15 protein-coding genes and 2 tRNA genes are annotated in these 17,260 nt (G+C 57.3%); 14 read left to right on the forward strand and 3 right to left on the reverse strand.

Going from position 1 to position 17,260, the window contains the following annotated elements; all coding sequences use genetic code 11:
* Positions 1–162: 162 nt before the first annotated feature.
* The 8 genes from ACT67G_RS03910 to ACT67G_RS03945 all read left to right on the forward strand — a co-directional run bounded on the left by ACT67G_RS03910 (position 163) and on the right by ACT67G_RS03945 (position 9,086).
* Positions 163–831, forward strand: a complete 669-nt coding sequence (locus ACT67G_RS03910) for a class I SAM-dependent methyltransferase (RefSeq protein WP_443663063.1) — start codon at positions 163–165, stop codon at positions 829–831.
* Positions 832–960: 129 nt separating this feature from the next.
* Positions 961–1,209: a heavy-metal-associated domain-containing protein gene (locus ACT67G_RS03915; RefSeq protein ID WP_443663064.1), complete on the forward strand. Its 249-nt coding sequence runs from the start codon at positions 961–963 to the stop codon at positions 1,207–1,209.
* 83 nt (positions 1,210–1,292) lie between these two features.
* Positions 1,293–2,132, forward strand: a complete 840-nt coding sequence (locus tag ACT67G_RS03920) for a helix-turn-helix domain-containing protein (RefSeq protein ID WP_443663065.1) — start codon at positions 1,293–1,295, stop codon at positions 2,130–2,132.
* A 205-nt stretch (positions 2,133–2,337) separates the two neighbouring features.
* Positions 2,338–2,598 (forward strand): DUF6110 family protein, encoded by a 261-nt coding sequence (locus tag ACT67G_RS03925; protein WP_289518741.1) that lies wholly within the window; start codon positions 2,338–2,340, stop codon positions 2,596–2,598.
* 54 nt (positions 2,599–2,652) lie between these two features.
* Positions 2,653–4,749: a heavy metal translocating P-type ATPase gene (locus ACT67G_RS03930; protein ID WP_443663066.1), complete on the forward strand. Its 2,097-nt coding sequence runs from the start codon at positions 2,653–2,655 to the stop codon at positions 4,747–4,749.
* A gap of 108 nt (positions 4,750–4,857) precedes the next feature.
* A complete protein-coding gene (locus ACT67G_RS03935; RefSeq protein ID WP_443663067.1) occupies positions 4,858–5,475 on the forward strand; it encodes a TetR/AcrR family transcriptional regulator in 618 nt (205 codons plus the stop codon).
* 58 nt (positions 5,476–5,533) lie between these two features.
* Positions 5,534–7,327: an ABC transporter ATP-binding protein gene (locus tag ACT67G_RS03940; RefSeq protein ID WP_443663068.1), complete on the forward strand. Its 1,794-nt coding sequence runs from the start codon at positions 5,534–5,536 to the stop codon at positions 7,325–7,327.
* Between the two features lie 16 nt (positions 7,328–7,343).
* Complete coding sequence (locus tag ACT67G_RS03945) at positions 7,344–9,086, forward strand: ABC transporter ATP-binding protein (protein WP_443663069.1); 1,743 nt, start codon at positions 7,344–7,346, stop codon at positions 9,084–9,086.
* Between the two features lie 9 nt (positions 9,087–9,095).
* On the opposite strand, the gene ACT67G_RS03950 is transcribed toward ACT67G_RS03945, so the two are convergent.
* Positions 9,096–9,779, reverse strand: coding sequence for a hypothetical protein (locus ACT67G_RS03950; RefSeq protein WP_443663070.1), 684 nt, complete (start codon positions 9,777–9,779; stop codon positions 9,096–9,098).
* Between the two features lie 87 nt (positions 9,780–9,866).
* Between ACT67G_RS03950 and ACT67G_RS03955 the strand changes: the two genes are divergently transcribed.
* Positions 9,867–10,073: a helix-turn-helix domain-containing protein gene (locus ACT67G_RS03955; protein WP_065533846.1), complete on the forward strand. Its 207-nt coding sequence runs from the start codon at positions 9,867–9,869 to the stop codon at positions 10,071–10,073.
* A gap of 21 nt (positions 10,074–10,094) precedes the next feature.
* Entirely contained in the window at positions 10,095–11,489 is a 1,395-nt protein-coding gene (locus tag ACT67G_RS03960; RefSeq protein WP_443663071.1) for a site-specific integrase, read from the forward strand.
* 186 nt (positions 11,490–11,675) lie between these two features.
* Here ACT67G_RS03960 and ACT67G_RS03965 read toward each other — a convergent pair.
* Both ACT67G_RS03965 and ACT67G_RS03970 read right to left on the reverse strand, forming a co-directional pair.
* A tRNA-Arg gene (locus ACT67G_RS03965) sits at positions 11,676–11,752 on the reverse strand.
* A gap of 211 nt (positions 11,753–11,963) precedes the next feature.
* The gene (locus ACT67G_RS03970) at positions 11,964–13,130 is read right to left on the reverse strand and encodes a phosphoglycerate dehydrogenase (RefSeq protein ID WP_325244058.1); all 1,167 of its coding nucleotides are present in this window, start codon (positions 13,128–13,130) and stop codon (positions 11,964–11,966) included.
* Between the two features lie 348 nt (positions 13,131–13,478).
* Between ACT67G_RS03970 and typA the strand changes: the two genes are divergently transcribed.
* The 4 genes from typA to ACT67G_RS03990 all read left to right on the forward strand — a co-directional run bounded on the left by typA (position 13,479) and on the right by ACT67G_RS03990 (position 17,125).
* Entirely contained in the window at positions 13,479–15,302 is a 1,824-nt protein-coding gene (typA, locus tag ACT67G_RS03975; protein WP_443663072.1) for a translational GTPase TypA, read from the forward strand.
* 147 nt (positions 15,303–15,449) lie between these two features.
* Positions 15,450–16,412 carry a stalk domain-containing protein gene (locus ACT67G_RS03980; protein WP_443663073.1) on the forward strand — a complete coding sequence of 321 codons (963 nt, stop codon included), beginning with the start codon at positions 15,450–15,452 and terminating at the stop codon, positions 16,410–16,412.
* A 113-nt stretch (positions 16,413–16,525) separates the two neighbouring features.
* Positions 16,526–17,002 carry a hypothetical protein gene (locus tag ACT67G_RS03985; protein ID WP_443663074.1) on the forward strand — a complete coding sequence of 159 codons (477 nt, stop codon included), beginning with the start codon at positions 16,526–16,528 and terminating at the stop codon, positions 17,000–17,002.
* A 39-nt stretch (positions 17,003–17,041) separates the two neighbouring features.
* Positions 17,042–17,125 (forward strand) — tRNA-Leu (locus ACT67G_RS03990).
* Positions 17,126–17,260: the final 135 nt, after the last annotated feature.

Here is a 17,260-nt window from a genome sequence, read left to right on the forward strand (position 1 = left end):
CCGTGAATATCTGTTTTCCATCGGCGGAGCGGCCGTTTTCCACATTTCCATAGTGTAAAGCAGCGTGATAACACACTTGTATATTGCTTTTCCGCAAGAAAGGATTTATAATAAATTGCAGTTAGTTATCGCTAACCACAATTCCGACTCATGGAGGCAGTTATGGGAATACTAAAGGCTTTTTTCAACAATACCCGCAAGCCGAAAGGATTGCTGGGCAGGTGCATGGTGGGCAGCATGAATCGTGCCCATGCTGCCCTTGCGGATTGGGGCCTTAGCTATTTGCCTGAAACTGGCCCAACCGAGATTGCGGAGCTGGGCTGCGGTGGTGGGCGGAATATCCGAGCCCTTTTGCGAAAATACCCTGCCGCGACTGTCGCCGCCTTGGACTATTCAGAAGTATCTGTGGAAAAGGCCAGGAGTGTGAACCGCAAGGGGCTGCAAGCCGGCCGCTGCCGTATCATACAGGGAGAGGTGTCTTGCCTTCCCTTCGAGGATGGCGCATTTGATTTGGTAACCGCATTTGAAACGGTATATTTCTGGCCTGGTCCCACGGAGAGTTTCCGAGAGGTGTATCGCGCCTTACGGCCGGGCGGCATCTTTCTGATCGTCAATGAGTCGGACGGAGAAGATCCCCACGCCAGCAAGTGGCTTTCTGTCATTGATGGGATGAGGATCTTCGATGGAGACCAACTTGCCCGTTTTCTCACCGAGGCAGGTTTTTCTGAGGTCATCCTAAATCGGAATGCGAAAAAGCATTGGCTCTGCGTGCTGGCGATGCGGGAAAACAGCAGCCTTTTAGAAAATGAAGAACTGGGTGGCATCTCATAAATAGTGGAAAATGGTGCGGTCGAGTACGGCATTTGACTTGCCATTCAACCATTGGAATGTTTTTGATGAAGTGTACCGTATATGCTGGAACCAGCGAAACGGACTTTAAGAAGAATGGAGGAACAGAAGATGTGGAAATACACAATCCAAGTAGACGGCATGATGTGCGGTATGTGCGAAAGCCATGTGAACGATGCGGTGCGGAAAGCCTTTCCGGTGAAGAAGGTCACCTCATCTCGGAGTAAAAAAGAGACTGTGGTAATCACGGAAGCTGAACTGGATCAAGAGGCTTTACGGGCGGCTATTTCCGCCACTGGCTATGATGTGGGGGAGATTTGGAAGGAGTCTTGGCAGAAGAAAGGGCTGTTTGGCCGATAAATGTTTGGGACACAGATCAATGGAGAGGAGGCAAGCGGATGCTGGCAGAATGTTTATCAGAACAGGGGGAATGGGCACAAGTGATGCCTGGCGCGCGAGCCTGCCTGTTTTCCCTGTGCGAGAGGTCATTCCCTCTGCCCCTCCGGTTGGAACCTCTGCACTTCGAGGTATTGTTCTGCTTGGCCGGGATGTTGACCCTGACCCGGCGGGATGGTTCGGCTCTGAGGTTAGGTACCCGGCAGGTGCTTCTCCTCACCGACATCTCTGATCTGACTGATGCCAGAGTGGAGACCGGCTTAAAGGGTGTTCTGGTGGCGGTGGACGCCCGGGGCGCCCGGGAGAGTCTAAAAACTATTTGCAACCTGCTGGGCGGTTTGACCTTGAACACGGATCAAGTGCGGCGTTGGATGGTCAGCCGGGGCGGCTGCGCCGTGGAGGGTCCCTCTCACTGGAGCCAGGCGGCCTTTGCCGACCTGGATCGTTTGCCCCAGAGCGAGCGGGCGCGCTGGTGCGTGTGGAAGTCGGTAGAACTGCTGTATCTGCTCTCTGCCCCGGAGGAACCAGCGGCGGAAATGGCCCCGGTGCTGGATCAGGAGATGATCCGGACCCTGGCAGAAACCCGCCGATATATGGAGGAGCATCTGGACGAACCCCTCTCCATATCAGATTTGAGCCGCCGCGCCTGCCTCTCTGCAACTACATTCAAAGAGGGGTTCCGTCGTCTGTACGGACTGCCGGTCCACACCTGGCTGCAGCAGCGGAGGATGGAGCGTGCAGCGGAGTTGCTGCGGGACTCCTCCCTCAGCGTGCTGGGGGTGGCCCAGTCCGTGGGATACAGCAGTGCCAGCCAGTTCTCCGCCGCCTTCCGGCGGCAGTATGGCATGTCGCCAACTATGTATCGAAAAATGTCTGAACCGGCATAACATCGTCTGATTCGGTGATACACGGGGCATCCCATCTGCTATAATGTTTCAACACACAGTGGGACGCGTTTGTTTCCGAGCAGGAGGAGATCTCAATGAAACAACATCGCTTCTGGGCCTGGGGCGCTGTGATCTGCATGGTCATGGTGATGATCACGGGCTACAAACACAAATAATCACATAGCAGAAAGGAAAGATTCCCATGATGAAACACTATGTCAGACTGGCCTGCTTCGTGGGCGGAGCCCTGTTTGGCTCTGCCGGTATCAAGCTGCTCACCAGCAAAGATGCCAAGAAGGCTTATACTCATATCACTGCCGCAGGTCTGCGGATGAAAGACAGCGTAATGGAGACCGTTACCACTGTTCAGGAGAACGCCGCCGACATTCTGGCCGCTGCCAAGGACATCAACGAGGCCCGGGACGCCAAGGAAGCCGAGGCTCAGGTGGAAGGTCAGGAAGCCTAAAAACTGCGGAAGGGAGCCGGAAAACGGCTCCTTTTTTCATGAAAGGAGACTTGCATGAGAGCAACCATCGTACACGAGAGCCGGGGCCGGATGCGCCTGCGGCTCCGGCAAAAAAACATGACGATCCGCCAGGCGGATCTGCTGGAAACCTGGCTGAAGGGACAGCCCTGGACCCGGGAGGCCGTAGTCCATGAGCGCACCTGCTGCGTCATCGTGACCTATACGGGAGACCGGGAAGCTGTCCTCTCCGCCCTCGGCGCGTTCACCTGGGCCGGGGCGGAGTCGTTTGTCACTCTGTCCGGCCACAGCACCCGGACTCTGAACCGAGAGTTCCAAGAGAAGCTGGTAGGCAAGGTGGCGGTGAAAGCAGCCGCTGCCCTGTTTTTGCCCGCCCCGCTGCGGATCGCCCGGATTGTTTGGCACATGATCCCCTTTCTGCACAGAGGTCTGCGCTGTCTGGGACATCGTCAGATCAAGGTGGAGATGCTGGATGCGTTGTCCATCGGGATCTCCGTCTGCCGCAGGGACTTCGGTACTGCCGGCACTGTCATGTTCTTGTTGGAGATCGGTGAACTGCTGGAGGATTGGACACGGAAGAAATCTGTGGCGGATCTGGCAGAGAGTCTGTCTCTCCATGTGGATCGGGTGTGGCTGAAAACCGAGGCTGGTGAAGTGCTCACCCCTATCGGCCAGATCAGACCCGGCGACCGGGTCGTGGTTCGAGCCGGAAGTGTCATCCCCCTGGACAGCGTGGTGGCGAAGGGAGAGATCACCGTCAACCAGGCATCCCTCACCGGCGAATCCGTCCCCGTGGCCAAGCGGCCCGGCGGCGCGGTTTATGCCGGCACTGTGGTGGAGGAGGGCGAGTCCGTGCTGGAGGTAAAGCAGGCCTCTGGCCAGAGCCGCTATGACCAGATCGTGGAGATGATCCAGCGTTCCGAGCAGATGAAGTCCGCCGCCGAAGCCAAAGCGTCCAACTTGGCAGACAAGCTGGTGCCCTATACCTTTGCCGGCAGCCTGGTGAGCCTTGCGCTCACCAGGAACTTGACCCGGGCCTTGTCGGTGCTCATGGTGGACTTCTCCTGTGCCCTGAAACTGGCCATGCCCCTGGCGGTGCTCTCTGCCATGCGGGAGGCGGGGCGGGAGCACATCACGGTCAAGGGCGGCAAGTTCCTGGAGGCTGTGGCCAGCGCCGATACCATTGTCTTTGATAAGACCGGCACCCTCACCCATGCCTGCCCCAGGGTGGCCCGCGTCATCCCCTTCAACGGGAAGGACGAGGCGGAGATGCTGCGCCTTGCCGCCTGTTTGGAGGAGCATTTCCCTCACTCTATGGCAAACGCTGTGGTAGAGGAGGCCAAACGCCGGGGGTTGAGCCACGAAGAACGCCATGCTAAGGTGGAGTACCTGGTTGCTCACGGCATTGCCAGCTCAGTGGACGGAGAGCAAGTGTGCATCGGCAGCGCCCACTTCATCTTCGAGGACGAGAAGTGCGTGATTCCCGAGGGTGAGGAAAACAAATTTGATGCCCTGCCCCCTGAATTCTCCCAGCTCTATCTGGCCATCGATGGGGTGCTCTCCGCCGTAATCTGCATCTCCGATCCTCTGCGAGAGGAGGCGCGGGAGGTCCTATCTGCCCTAAGAAATCTGGGCGTAAAAAAACTGGTGATGCTGACCGGGGACAGCCCCCGTACCGCCGCTTCCATTGCGGAGCAACTGGGAGTAGATGACTTCCGGGCCGGGGTTCTCCCAGCGGATAAGGCAGAGTATGTGGCTGCTATGCGGCGGGAGGGGCACACCGTACTGATGGTGGGGGATGGCATCAACGACTCTCCGGCCCTCTCTGAGGCGGACGCCGGCATCGCCATCAGTGACGGGGCGGCCATTGCCAGGGAGATCGCCGACATCACCATTGCTGCCGACAGTCTGTGGGAGCTGGTGCGCCTGCGGCAGCTGGCCATGGGCTTAATGTACCGCATCCAGAACAACTACCGCTTTGTCATTGGGTTCAATGGGGCGCTGATCGGTCTTGGCGTGGCAGGCATCCTGCCTCCAACCACCTCCGCTATGCTCCACAACCTGTCTACCCTTGGCGTAAGCCTCCACAGCATGACTGCCCTGCCCCAGCCAAAACAAAATAAAGTCTTCTGACAAAGTCCGGCGCGTATGCGCCGGGCTTTTTTCGTATTCCACTTGACAAACTACTGCTCCAGTCGTATTATAACAGTGTTATATAACGCTGTTATAAGGAGAGAGTCTATGGAAGAAAAGTCTAACGCCACGCTGGAAAAAATCCATGAGGCGGCCATGGCCGAATTTCTGGACAAGGGCTTTCAAGGGGCTTCTCTGCGGCAGATCGTGAAAAATGCCGGGGTAACCACCGGTGCGTTCTACGGTTATTTCTCCAGCAAGGAGGCGCTTTTTGCCTCCATCGTGGAGCCGCACGCGGCTGCTTTGATGGGGCGGTTCATGGAGGCGCAGACTTCCTTTTCCGAACTGCCTGAGCAGGAACAGCCGGAGCACATGGGGCTGGAGTCCAGCCAGTGCGTGAATTGGATGGTGGACTATATCTGCGACCACCGGGAGCCGGTGAAGCTGCTGCTGTGCAAGGCCGAGGGCACCAACTACGAGCACTTTGTCCACAACATGGTAGAGGTGGAGGTGGAGTACACGCTCCGTTACATGGATGTTCTCCGCCGCCTGGGCCGGGAGGTCCCGGAACTGAGCCAGTCTCTTTGCCACATCATCGCCAGCGGAATGTTCAACGGTCTTTTTGAGATCGTCGTACATGATATGCCGAAAGAACAGGCCCTGCGGGATGTAGAACAGTTCCGCACTTTCTACACGGGTGGATGGCTGAAATTGATGGGGGGATGACCCCTATCTTTTTTGAACATTAGTTAGTTACTGCTAACTCGAAGAAGGAGGTTTTTTCATGAAGCAGAAGAAAAAGAGTGATGTTGCGGTCCTGCTGGACTACGCAGGCAGTCACAAGGGGCTGACCTTCCTGGGGCTGGCCCTGTCGGCGGTGTCCATGCTGTTGAGCATGGCACCCTACATTTGTATCTGGCTGGTGGCCCGGGATCTGATTGCCGTAGCGCCGGACTGGACCCGGGCGCAGGACATCGCACAATACGGCTGGCTGGCGTTTGCCTTTGCGGTGGCCGGCATCGTCCTGTACTTTGCAGGATTGATGTGTACCCATCTGGCGGCCTTCCGCACAGCGGCCAACATCCGCAAGCGAGGCGTTGCCCATGTGATGAAAGCCCCGCTGGGCTTCTTCGACTCCAATGCCTCCGGCCTCATCCGGGGACGGCTGGATGCGGCGGCGGCCGATACCGAGACCCTGCTTGCCCACAATTTGGCGGACATTGTAGGCACCATCACCCTGTTTGTGTCCATGCTGGTGCTGATGTTCGTCTTTGACTGGCGGATGGGCGCGGCCTGCCTGCTGGCGGCGGTGATTTCCATGATCGCCATGTTCTCCATGATGGGCGGCAAAAACGCCAAACTGATGGCAGAGTATCAGGCGGCCCAGGATCGCATGACCAAGGCAGGCACCGAGTATGTCCGGGGCATTCCGGTGGTCAAGATTTTCCAGCAGACCGTTTATTCCTTCAAGGCCTTTCAGGAGGCCATTGAGGATTACAGTTCCAAAGCGGAGCACTATCAGGGTGATGTGTGCCGTGTGCCCCAGTCCATCAATCTGACCTTTACCGAGGGCGCTTTTGTGTTCTTGGTGCCTGTGGCTCTTTTCCTGGCTCCCGGAGCTCTGGCCGGCGGTGACTTTGCGGGATTTATTACAAACTTCGCCTTTTACGCAGTGTTCTCCGCCATCATTTCCACCGCGCTTGCCAAAATCATGTTTGCCGCATCTGGTATGATGCTGGCCAGTACTGCGCTGGGGCGCATTGGCCAGGTCATGTGCGCCCCTGAACTGAAAGTGCCTGAACACCCCCAATCCCCCGGAAGCAGCCGTGTAGAATTTGAAGATGTGAGTTTTACTTACGACGGAGCCCAGACCTCCGCCCTCTCCCATGTGTCCTTCACAGCGGAGCCGGGACAGACCGTAGCCCTGGTAGGCCCTTCCGGCGGCGGCAAGACCACCGCTGCCAGCCTGATCCCCCGCTTCTGGGACGCCACCTCTGGCGTGGTGAAGGTGGGCGGCGTGGATGTGCGGCAGATCGATCCCCATGTACTCATGGATCAGATCGCCTTTGTGTTCCAGAACAGCCGCCTGTTCAAAGCCTCCATTTTGGAGAATGTCCGGGCCGCCCGTCCCAACGCCACCCGGGAGCAGGTGCTCTCGGCGTTGATGGCCGCTCAGTGTGAGGACATTCTGGAGAAACTGCCCCAGGGCACGGACACCCTGATCGGCTCCGAGGGGACTTATCTTTCCGGCGGCGAGCAGCAGCGCATCGCCCTGGCCCGGGCCATCCTGAAGGATGCACCCATCGTGGTTCTCGATGAAGCCACCGCCTTTGCTGACCCTGAGAACGAGGCGTTAATCCAAAAGGCGTTTACCGAGTTGACCCGTGGCCGCACCGTTATCATGATTGCCCACCGTCTGTCTACTGTGGTCGGTGCGGACAAGATTCTGGTGCTGGAGGAGGGACGCATCGTGGAGCAGGGCTCCCATCAGGAGCTGACTGCCGCCGGTGGCCTCTATGCCCGGATGTGGGCGGATTACAACAAGGCAGTCCAGTGGAAGATCACCAGCGAACAGTGAGAGAGGGGTGAAGAATATGTTCAGCAAAAACTTTCAGAGGAAATACGCCCTCACTGACCAGGGCGTAAAAAATGTCAAAAAGGGAGCCTTCTGGACGGTCATCGTCAACCTTGTCGTCATGGGCGGCATGAGCATCCTGTATCTGCTGATGTACGGCCTGATGGGAACCTTTACAGACGACCAGCCGCTGCCCAACGCAGCCCTCCTGCTCGGGCTGGTGGTTGTATTCCTGATCCTTTCCTTTGTGACTCATCTTCAGCAGTACTACGCCACCTATGGACTGGTCTATAACGAGGTGAAATCCACCCGGCTCAGTCTGGCGGAGCGGCTGCGCAAACTGCCTTTGGGCTACTTCGGCAAGCGGGATCTGGCGGATCTGACCGAGACCATTATGGGCGATGTGAACCGCATGGAACATGTCTGGTCCCATGTGCTGGGCTATCTGTACGGTGCCTATCTCTCCACGGCGATTATCGCGGTGTGCCTGCTGGTGTATGACTGGCGGCTGGCCATCGCCTGCCTGTGGGGTGTGCCGGTGGCCTTCGGCCTGCTGTTCGGCACCCGGAGGATTTCCGCCCGGACCTCCGAGCGGACGAAAAAAGCCGCGATCCGCGTCTCCGACGGCATTCAGGAAGCTCTGGAAAATGTCCGGGAGATCCGCGCCACCAATCAGGAGGAGCGTTATCTGGCCGGGCTCAATACGAAGATTGACGACCATGAGAAGGTCACCATCCAGGGCGAGCTGGGGACCGGCATCTTCGTCAATGCGGCCAGCGTTATCATGCGTCTGGGGGTAGCTACCACCATTCTGGTGGGAGCCGGCCTGATTCTTTCCGGGCAAATTGACTTCATGCTGCTGTTTTTGTTCCTGCTGGTTATTACCCGCGTGTATGCGCCTTTTGACCAGAGCCTGGCTCTCATCGCTGAGATGTTTGTGTCCCAAGTATCCGCCGACCGCATGAACGAGATTTACAACACCCCCACGGCTGAGGGTGCAGAGGTGTTTCAGCCCAAGGGACACGATATTGAGTTCGACCATGTGGGGTTTGCCTATGACAAGAAAAAAGTGCTGGACGGTGTGAGCTTTACCGCCCGGGAGGGCGAAGTGACTGCCCTGGTGGGTCCTTCCGGGTCCGGTAAGAGTACCTGCGCCCGACTGGCTGCCCGGCTGTGGGATGTAACAGAGGGAAGCATCAAGGTAGGCGGCGTGGACATCTCCACGGTGGACCCGGAGGCATTGCTGACCGATTACTCCATGGTGTTTCAGGATGTGGTGCTATTTGACGACACGGTGATGGAGAACATCCGTCTGGGCAAGCGAGGCGCCACCGACGAGGAGGTGCGGGCCGCGGCTGAGGCCGCCAACTGCGGGGAGTTCATCCGCCGCCTGCCCCAGGGATATGATACCCCCATCGGGGAAAACGGCGCAAAACTCTCCGGCGGAGAGCGGCAGCGCATCTCCATCGCCCGGGCTCTTTTGAAGAACGCCCCCATCGTCCTGCTGGACGAGGCTACTGCCAGTCTGGATGTGGAAAATGAGACAAAGGTGCAGGGTGCGCTCTCCCGTCTGCTGGCAGGCAAGACGGTGCTGGTCATTGCTCACCGGATGCGCACCGTGGCAGGAGCAGACCACATCGTTGTGCTGGAAAACGGCCATGTGGCCGAGCAGGGTACGCCTGCGGAACTGATGGAACGCGGAGGCCTCTACCGCCGTATGGTGGAACTCCAGAGTGAGAGCGCCCGTTGGCAACTGGGCTAATTATTTCGTTTATTCAAGTTCATTCGATTTTTCCTTCGGGAGTACAACATCCTCTGACCGTTCCAGTAAGATACGGACGTTTTGGTTGAGGGTGTCGTACTCCCGTTCTTTCTGTTGAGCCTTCCTGTATTCCGATTGCAGGGCGGTCCTTCTGACGGTGAGTTCATCTATTTCGGCCCGGAGCCGCTGGGCGGCGGGCAGGGGTACGGCGTTCAACCGTTTCAGTTCCCTTGCCGCTGCCTCGAACAGGATGATCTCACTCTCATGCCCCCGGAGAAATTTCTCCTTGTCCCTGGACTGGCAGTATTGGTCATACAAGGGGCGAAGCTGACGATAGGTGGCAGCGTGCTTCATGGTGATGGTCAGCCGCTCCATTTCCTTTTCGGTTGCCCAGAGATCCGCCTTTACCCTGGCGGTGGCGGCTGCCACTCCATCGCACCGCTCGGACAGGTCCTCCAAACTTCCGATGCCATGCTCCGTCAGGAAGTTCAGCGTTTCCGCTGCTCGCTTTAGGTTCTCAATCGTTGCCCAATGTTTGTAGCCGGCACTCTGCTGGGCTTTGATATTGTTCTGGATGTCGATGAGCAGGCTGGGGCTCCCGGTGCGCTGCTTCGGCTGGCGGGAGGGGCAGGACCTTCCGGCAATCCGAGCAGCCAGGGCTTCCTCGGCGTAGTCGGCGCCCAGGGTTTTCAAACGGGTAAACCGCTCCTGACCTGGAGCCCTGGCAGATATGAATGAACACCCTTTTGCGTGCCGTTTCTGACAGGAAAGGAGGCTGCTGTGTCAGAGATTCAGAACGGTACGGAGAAAAGGCCTTTGGAGTGCCGCACCTACACGGTCAATGACATTGCCGTGATTTTAGGTGTCAGCCAAGCGCGGGCATATAGCCTTGTGCGGGAGGACCTTTTCAAAAGCGTACGAATTGGCAACGCCATACGGATTTCCAAGCGGTCGTTCGACCACTGGCTGGAGTCACTTGACCTGTGACACAAGAAAGGAAGGTTCGTTATGGCATCCATTATCAAAAGAAAGAAAAACTATTCCATCGTCTACACCTATGTGGACGAGAACGGCGAGACCAAGCAGAAGTGGGAGACCCGCTCCAGCTATCAGGACGCATTGAAGCGCAAGGCGGAGGTGGAGAATCAGAAAACCACCCGGTCTTTTCTCCCACCCAGCAATCAAAGCATCTCGGAGTTTCTGCTGGACTTCGTCTCCCTCTACGGCGAAAAGCGGTGGGGCGTCTCCATGTATGACAGCCAAAACTCGCTGATCGCCAACTACATCAACCCCATCATCGGGGACATGAAAGTACAGGACATCACGCCCCGTGTGGTGGACAAGTACATCCAGACCTTGCAGAAAACCCCTGCGGTGAACACCAAGAATCACCATGCTAAAACGGAGTTCGTGACCAACGCCACCATTGACAAGATCATCAAGCTCCTCCGCTGCGCCTTCAAGCAGGCGGTCCGGTGGGAGCTGGTCCCCAAGAACCCCTTTGACAATGTGGTACTGCCCAAGACGGAGTATAAGAAGCGGGACATCTGGACCGCCGATATGATCCGCACCGCCCTGGATCAGTGTACGGACAGCAAGTTCTATGTAGCGATGAACCTGTCATTTGCTTGCTCCCTGCGGATGGGTGAGATCCTGGGGCTGACCTGGAACAATGTCCACATCTCCGATGACGATATTGCCGATGACAACGCCTATGTTTTCATCGACAAGGAGCTGGCGCGGGCCTCCAAGCGGGCCATTGAGATGCTGGGGCAGAAGGATGTCTACCACATCTTTACGCCGCTGTTTCCCAACACCAGCACCAGGGTGATTCTGAAAAAGCCCAAGACGGATTCCAGTATCCGCAAGGTGTGGCTGCCCAAGACGCTGGCCTACACCCTGCGGGAATGGAAGAAAGCCCAGGATGAGCTGCGAGGCTTTCTCGGTGACGAGTATCAGGATTATGACCTGGTAGTGGCGCTGCCCAACGGCCGACCCTGCGAGGACCGCATCATCCTGAAGGAGTTTGAGATGCTGCGGGAGAAGGCAGGGCTGCCCAGGGTAGTCTTTCATTCCCTCCGTCATTCCAGCACCACCTACAAGTTGAAACTCAACCACGGCGACCTAAAGGCTACCCAGGGCGACACGGGCCATGCGGAGATCGACATGATCACCAGCGTGTATGCGCACATCCTGGACGAGGACCGCAAGATCAACGCCCAGAAGTTTGAAAGCGCCTTCTATGCCAAGCCGGATCTTCGGGCAGTCCGTCCGCCGGAGGAGCCGAAGGAACCGGCACCGGCGACGCTCGACCTGGAGGCCCTGGTGGAACAGCTCCGGCAGTCACCGGAACTGGCAAATACCCTGGCTGCGTTGCTCTCGGCGGCACCGGGCGGCAGGTAAGTCCGAAAACTCCAATTAGCAAAGATGGGATTTTTCTTAGCAGGAACGTGGAAATCGTTCGTTTCTTCTTAGCAGGATATACATAGCAGCGCATAAAATTCTCCCGGCCTCAAACGAGCGGCAGGCCGGGAGAAGAAAAATAAAAAACGCTGCAAACCAGCAAAAAATGGCTTGCAGCGGTGCTTTTGGCGTCCCAGACACGACTCGAACGTGCGACCCCGGGCTTAGGAGGCTCGTGCTCTATCCAACTGAGCTACTGGGACATATATCAAAAATATTCAATTTTTCCGCCCAAACGGATTCGAACGAACTGCCGCTTAGGAGGCGGTTGCTCTATCCGACTGAGCTACAGAGACATCTTCGCATGAATCCACGTCTTTTCAGAGAGACACTGGGTTTACTATACTCGTTTTGCCCTCTGCTGTCAAATGTAAAAGAGGGCCCGCCGCTTTTCTCCGGCGAGCCCTCTTTTCCTTACTGAATCACCCGGACACGGATCACATTGGGCAGCGCTTTCACATCCTCGATGATGGATGCGTCCACCTGATTTCCCAGATCCACGATGGTGTAGGCGTAATCACCCCGGGACTTGTTGCTCAGGTTCTCCACATTGACGCCGTCCTTGCTCAAAAGGGTGGTAATATTGGCCAGCATGGCGGGGACATTCCGGTGGATGATGCACATACGCATGACGCCGCTGCGCTCCAGGCTGGCAGCCGGCATATTCACGGAGTTGCGGATATTGCCGTTTTCCAGATAGTCCCGCAGCTCATCCACAGCCATCACGGCACAGTTCTGCTCACTCTCCGGCGTGGAGGCTCCCAGATGGGGCATGGCGATGACATGGGGTGCCTTTACAATCCGGTTATTGGGGAAGTCGGTAATATAGGTGGAGACCCACCCCGTGTCCAGCGCTGCCATCATGGCATCGTCATCCACGATCTCGCCCCGGGCCAGGTTGATGAACCGGACACCCCGCTTCATGGCGGCGATGGCCTTGGCATCGATCATCTTCTCGGTCTTGGCGGTATAGTGGATGTGGATGGTGATGTAATCAGCACGCTTGTAGAGCTCGTTGATGTCCTTCACCACATGGATATGGCGATCCAGACGCAGCGCGGCATCCACAGACAGGAAGGGATCATAGCCGTAAACGTCCATGCCCATGGACAATGCGATGTTGGCCACCAGAGAGCCGATGGCACCCAGGCCAATGACACCCAGGGTCTTTTTATAGAGCTCCGGCCCCACAAAGGCCGCCTTGCCCTTTTCCACCACGGTGGTGACGTCCACGCCGGATTCCACCTGCTTGCGCACCCACTGGATGCCGCCGTCCACATCCCGGGAGCCCATCAGCATGGCGCACAGCACCAGCTCCTTCACTGCGTTGGCATTGGCACCGGGGGTATTGAACACCACGATGCCCGCCTCGGAGCAGCGATCCAGGGGGATGTTATTGACACCGGCACCCGCCCGGGCGATGGCCAGCAGATTCTGGGGAAAGTCGTAGTCCAGCAGCTTGGCAGAGCGAACCACGATGGCATCCTCGTTGGTCTGGGTGTCGGAAACGGTGTACTGCTCGGGGTCAAAGTGATTCAGGCCCACAGGGGAAATCTTGTTGAACGTCTTGATCTGATACATGGCAAATGCCTCCTGGGTGGTTCCAGCGAACCACAATACTTGCGGCGGAACGTGCAGCGCTGGCGCCGCTTCCGTCACAGCAGTTTCATTATAGAGCCGCTCTCTCAACAGCGTCAATCGTCCAGGTGTCGAAAAGGCGCCCGCCCCCAGCTGATTTTTTTGTGGAAAAGGTATTACTTTTTTGCAGCACGGAACAGGCTGTTTCATTCCTATGAAAAAAATCAGAAAAATATCAGGTTTTTTCAAAAAACTCCCGGAAAACAGCTTGCAAAACAGCGGCAGGCGGAATATAATGTAGAATCGTGTGCAAAACTTGATTACTTTGACCCAAGGAAAGGGGTTTTTACTTTGCAGAATGAACATTTGAGAAACGTTGCCATCATCGCCCACGTCGACCACGGCAAGACCACCCTGGTGGACGAAATGCTCAAACAGGGCGGTGTGTACCGGGAAAACCAGGAAGTCGTGGATCGGGTCATGGACTCCGGCGACCTGGAGCGTGAGCGCGGCATCACCATCCTGGCCAAAAACACCGCCATCCAGTACAAGGACGTGAAGATCAACATCGTGGACACCCCGGGCCACGCCGATTTCGGCGGCGAGGTGGAGCGCATCCTGAAGATGGTCAACGGCGTTATCCTGCTGGTGGACGCCGCCGAGGGCCCCATGCCCCAGACCCGCTTCGTCCTCTCCAAGGCTCTGGAGCTGGGCCACCGGGTCATCGTGGTGGTCAACAAGATCGACCGGCCCGACCAGCGCATCCACGAAGTGGTGGACGAGGTGCTGGAGCTGCTGATGGACCTGGACGCCACTCCCGAGCAGCTGGACTCCCCCATGCTCTTCTGCTCCGGCCGCAACGGCACTGCCTCCTACTCCCCCGATGTGGTGAGCACGGACTTGAAGCCCCTTTTCGAGACCATCCTGGAGTATATCCCCGCCCCCGAGGCGGACACCGACCAGCCCTTCCAGATGCTGGTGAGCTCCATCGACTACAACGAGTTTGTGGGCCGGATCGCCATCGGCCGCATCGAGCGGGGCGTTCTCAAGCAGAACCAGGAGATCGCCGTTTGCAACTACCACGACCCCGAGGCCGTACTGCGTAAGGCCAAGGCCACTGCCATCTATGAGTTTGACGGACTGGCCCGCAAGCCCATCCAGGAAGCTACCGCCGGCAATATCATCGCCATGAGCGGTATCCCCGACATCACCATCGGCGACACCATCTGTGCCCCCGACTGTGTGGAGGCTCTGCCCTTTGTGAAGATCTCCGCCCCCACCCTGGAGATGACCTTCTCCGTCAACGACTCTCCCTTTGCCGGCAAGGAAGGCAAGTTCGTCACCTCCCGCCAGCTGCGGGAACGGCTGTACCGGGAGACCCTGCGGGACGTGTCCCTGCGGGTCACCGACACTGACAAGGAAACCGCCTTTAACGTGGCCGGCCGGGGTGAGATGAGCCTCTCCATCCTCATCGAAACCATGCGCCGGGAGGGCTATGAGTTCCAGGTCTCCCCTGCCCGTGTGCTCTATAAGGAGATCGACGGCAAGAAGTGCGAGCCCATCGAGCGTCTGGTGGTGGACGTACCCGGTGACTGCGTGGGCAGCGTCATTGAAAAACTGGGTCAGCGCAAAGCGGACATGCTGGAGATGACCCCTGTGGGCGACCGCATGAAAATTGAATTCCTGATCCCCGCCCGGGGCCTGTTCGGCTACCGCAACGAGTTCCTCACCGACACCCGGGGTGAGGGCATCATGGCCTCCGTATTTGACTCCTACGCTCCCTACAAGGGCGATATCCAGCGCCGTGGCAACGGCTCCATGATCTCCTTCGAGACCGGCGAGTCCATCACCTACGGCCTGTACAACGCCCAGGAGCGGGGCACCCTCTTCATCGGCGCCGGCGTCCCCGTCTACGGCGGCATGATCATCGGCGTGAGCCCCCGCAGCGAGGACATGACGGTGAACGTGTGCAAGAAGAAGCAGCTGACCAACACCCGTGCCTCCGGCTCCGACGATGCCCTGCGGCTCACTCCCCCCAAGCAGATGAGCCTGGAGCAGTGCCTGGAATTCCTGGCGGACGACGAGCTGCTGGAGGTCACTCCCAAGAGCCTGCGGATGCGCAAGGCCATTCTGGACCACGAAAAGCGTATGAAAGCCCTTCACAGCAAAAAATAATCATTTCCTTCCGTCCGGCCATATTGGCCGGACGGTTCTTTTTTACCATCTTCTTTGTCTGCGGGGAACTTTTTCCACCATCTGTGCGTCTATCTCAGCAAAGGCCGCGGAATCCTGTTGGTTCCGCGGCAGAAAGGAAGGACTGCAATGAAAAAGAAGATGTTCAGGCTACTCTCTTTGGTGCTGTGTGCCACCCTGTTGTGTATCCCCGCTATGGCGGCGGAAGCAACTGCCCCGCATCTGACTCCCACCGCCGGCCCTATCCGGGTCTGGGGCACCCTTACCCAACTCTCTGACGGCGGTCTGCTGGTCCGCAATTCCAACCAGGACGATTCTCTCAACGAAGTCATTCTTCACGGCGAGAGCATCCTCTGTCTGGATGCCGTTACCGGTGAACCCATGTCCACGGACGACTTGAAAGACGGTGAGACCATTTACGCATGGGTAGGACCGGTGATGACCATGAGTCTTCCTCCTCAAGCCACTGCCATTTTGATCGTAGCCAATATTCCCGCAGATTTCAGCGCACCGCAATACCACGAGATCCGCGCCGTTACGCCCCAGGCCATGATCGCCATCTATCCTCCTCCGGCTCTGACCTGGACAGAGGTGACCACCACAGATGATAAAATTCTGAAAATCACCGATGCGGCCCAGCTGGAGCGCTACGGTTCCGACGATCCCGTCCGGCTGGAAGATCTGGTTCCCGGCACCCGGATCCTGACTTGGACCGGCACGGACGGTGACATCTCCAAAGTTCTTGTATTTCCTTACACGTACAGCAGCTACATCACCTGCGGGGAAGACGGTCTTCTGACGGTAGGCACGCAGGTACTCTCTGAGAAAGCCAGGCTGGTGGGTGATGAAACCATGCTGCCGCTGCGGGCTGTGGCCGAATCCGTGGGAATGACGGTATACTGGGATGCAAAGACCGGGGCCAATGTGGCCCGCTCCGATGGCAGCATCGTATGTTCCGTAGACCCCGGTACAGGGTCCGTTTGCTGCGGTGACGGCAGTACCATTTCCGCTGCCAGTACGCTGGAAGACGGCACCACCTATTTGTCGGCCGGTACCCTGATCCAGCTTCTGAACCTGTATGTGGCAGGCTGATGGCCTTCGAGGGCCGCGTCTTGGATAAGACGCGGCCCCTTTCCGTTCTGCCCCCATAAAAGAATTTCATTTTTCCGTTGTCCGCATGCGCCTGATGTGCTATACTGTTGTGCATGGATTTCTGGATGATCGCCCGGCAAGAGTTGCCGCATGACCTGCTGGATATCTTTTCAGCACTGGGGGATTTGCAGTACCAATATGACTGGGTCATTACTGACCATGATCTTTGGTATGCAGAAAGCTGCCCGGAGGAAGTGCGCAGGCGCTGGCAGTGGACAGGATTACTGATGGACGGTATAGAGCTGACCGCCCATCTGTCTGCGGGCCACGTACACTTTATCCTGGGTGGCGTCCTCTCCGCAGTGCCAAAAGGCACGCAGCCCTGTGAGGTTTGGAATTATGAGCCCTACTGGGAGATTGAAAAGTTCGGTGCGCCGGAGTATTGCTTCCAGACGCCATTAACACAGCTGGAGCTGATTTGCTATGATGGGTACGCTTGGGTTTTGATCTGCAAGCCCGCCTTTTCAAAGTGGGTAAAAAAGGCCCTCCCCATGGCAAAAACACCTGATGAATTTTACCCGCAGCATTAAAGCAAAAAAACAGCGGCACGGGTTCCCCGCCGCTCATATGCGCCTGTGATGGAATTGGTAGACATGCGAGATTTAGGTTCTCGTGCTTTTAGCGTGTGGGTTCGAGTCCCTTCAGGCGCACCATGTCGGAGCAAGCGTCATATCGCTTGCTCCCGTTTTCTGTCAAAGCCCCGCGATTCTTGATACATTTTGTATAACATCACGCATAATATCCTAATCGTATACCATCCCCCTCTCTTTTGCCCCAACGCATGCCTG

It is taken from the genome of Dysosmobacter sp., assembly GCF_052306735.1.
GTDB lineage: Bacteria > Bacillota > Clostridia > Oscillospirales > Oscillospiraceae > Oscillibacter.